1 pseudogene is annotated in these 213 nt (G+C 58.2%); it reads left to right on the top strand.

The annotated features are described in order from the left end of the window. Positions 1-153 (top strand): annotated as a pseudogene (locus XINFAN_RS00015) (integrase core domain-containing protein); the annotation flags it as partial. Between the last annotated feature and the right edge of the window lie 60 nt (positions 154-213).

The following is a 213-nucleotide window of genomic DNA, read 5'->3' as shown; positions in this document are numbered from 1 at the left end:
CGTCTGTGGCGATCGCTGAAGTATGAATGCGTCTATCTGCACGCCTGGGAAACAGGATCGCAGGCAAAGGCCGCCATCGGATCCTGGATCACCTTCTACTACCATCGGCGGCCACACACTGCCCATGGCGGACAGCCGCCCGCCGTGGTCTACTTCAACAGCATCGAAACCGACCAGCAGGCGCAGGCAGTAGCTTAAACATCCTCGAAAACT

The organism is Pseudogemmobacter humi, from assembly GCF_900609055.1.
Lineage (GTDB): Bacteria > Pseudomonadota > Alphaproteobacteria > Rhodobacterales > Rhodobacteraceae > Pseudogemmobacter > Pseudogemmobacter humi.
This window is presented reverse-complemented; position numbering and strand designations above follow the sequence as displayed.